2 protein-coding genes and 1 pseudogene are annotated in these 2,088 nt (G+C 42.2%); all 3 read left to right on the plus strand.

The window, feature by feature from the left end; translation table 11 throughout:
* Positions 1-187 precede the first annotated feature (187 nt).
* A pseudogene (locus ACUVJL_RS31660) lies at positions 188-529 on the plus strand (IS630 family transposase); the annotation flags it as partial.
* 187 nt (positions 530-716) lie between these two features.
* On the plus strand, positions 717-887 hold the full coding sequence (locus tag ACUVJL_RS31665; protein ID WP_445249454.1) for a transposase: 171 nt from the start codon (positions 717-719) through the stop codon (positions 885-887).
* 630 nt (positions 888-1,517) lie between these two features.
* Positions 1,518-1,955 carry a hypothetical protein gene (locus tag ACUVJL_RS31670; protein WP_445249453.1) on the plus strand — a complete coding sequence of 146 codons (438 nt, stop codon included), beginning with the start codon at positions 1,518-1,520 and terminating at the stop codon, positions 1,953-1,955.
* Positions 1,956-2,088 lie beyond the last annotated feature (133 nt).

The following is a 2,088-nucleotide window of genomic DNA, read 5'->3' on the forward strand; positions in this document are numbered from 1 at the left end:
CGTGCAAATCTGGGCAACGGCGCGTAATTTTGCACTCAATTTATATCGAGAGTATGGATTTCAGAATATGGCTCAAGCTCAACGACTTGCTGGCTTTGGTCTTAACACACTCAAGGAATTATTTAGAATGAAATAGCCCTGCAATAAGAATAGATTTAAAAAATACACCAATGAAGCATATTCAGTAGATTTGCGAACAAAAATAGTAGCAGCCCATCAAGATCAGAAGCTGTCGATCAGAAAAACAGCAGCGATATTTTCCGTCAGTAAAAGCTTAGTTCAAAAGCTGGTCAAGCAACAAAAAATAGAGGGGAATTTACAGCCGAAACCCAGGGGGAAACCGAGATACAGTCATTTGAATAATTCCACAGCAGAGTTGAGAGAAATAGTGGCAGCCCATCCCGATGCCACCTTACTAGAATTGTGTGAGTTATTTGCCCAGAAGACTGGAAATTGGGTGGGTAGAACAGCCATGTGTAACGCTTTACAAAAGTTGGGATTAAATCGTAAAAAAAACAGTGAGAAGTAGCCAAGCTGGCACTGAAAGAGTCATGAAATTAAGGTTAGAGTATTGGGAAAAAGTCAAGCATATCGATCCAAAAAATCTAGTCTTTTTAGATGATACTGGAGTATTACTAGGTTTAACCAGAACTCATGCACGTTCTCAACTCGGAACGAGAGCCTAGGCGGTCAAACCTTTTTATCGAGGCAAGAAAATCACAGTAATTGGTGCAATTAGTTTCCAGCGAGTAGTGGCATTAATGACCATAGACAACTCGATGGATAGCCAAGCATTTGAGGTGTTTATCGCTCAATATTTAGTGCCACAATTGTGGTCGGGAGCAGTAGTAGTGATGGATAACTTACCAGCGCATAAAGTAGATTAAATTAAGCCCGTAGATTGAAGCGGTGGGTGCTTCTATCTTGTGTTTGTCCCCATACTCTCCTGATTTTACTCCAATTGAATTATGGTGGTCGCAACTCAAATCTTTATTGCGACAGTTTTCACCAACCAGCACTAAAATGGTTGACACGATAATTGCTGTGGCTCTTGACTTGATTAATCCGAAACATCTTAAAAACTGGTTTACTAATTGCTGCTACTGTACCTCATAACATCCGGAAGTGCTGTAATAGGGACTTTTGGCAGTCTAGGCGGCATTTATTCTGGAACTTGCGGAGAAGTTGGAGAACTTAAACTCAACGGTTTAACAGGAGTGGGTACAGATAAAGCCGGGAATATCTAGGTTAGCAGTGATGGTTTTGGTAGTTCAGGAACCGACTTGAGAAAGTTCTCCCCTCTCGGGAAAATGCAATGGCAATTATTGGGTTGGCAATTCGTAGATAATGCCGATGCCGATCCAGGTACTGACGGACTGGATCTGTGCACGAAACATGAACATTTCAGGATGGACTATAGTAAATCTAATGGACAGGAATGGACTTACAAAGGTTATACCGCCGATAAATTTCGCTAGCCTGACGATCCGCGACTGCACAACCAAAACCATTCGGCGATGTCTGTTTTTGTCCGTCGAATTAAAGCTCAACGTTTCTTATATCCCACAGGAATATTTGCCAATCAGCTCAGCGTCTACCGTATGAAAGGAGAATTTGCAGTTCCCAGCGCCATCTTTGCCAGGGAGCATTCTACGTGGCCAACCAATCAGCCAGCGACGGGAAGCTGGTTATGGTGCCACAACAATGGTGATGGCTCGATTCAAAATGATGATTATGAAAGTTTAGGTGCAGCAGATGGTTCGATCTGGGGTTGGGAGGTTGATAGCAAGGGGGACATCTGGCAAACACCCGAGTCGGGCTTCATACGACATTATCGCTATCTTGGATGGGATGCCTATGGCAGTCCAAATTATATTGGCAGTGCTTCGGAAGTCATACCCATGCCTGCGCCTTTCAACAAGCTCGAAAGAATCAAGTATTTCCCTGATAAGTAGTTAAGCAAAATTAATTACATAATTTTCTCCAAATTCTTTAAGTATTTTTTCCACACATGAAACAAGAGCTGGCCAGCTAGAATAGGCATTTATTTCGATCCATTCATATTTAATAAACCGCCACAGAATCTCA

Origin of the sequence: Microcoleus sp. OTE_8_concoct_300, from assembly GCF_031383065.1 — a bacterium.
GTDB lineage: Bacteria > Cyanobacteriota > Cyanobacteriia > Cyanobacteriales > Microcoleaceae > Microcoleus.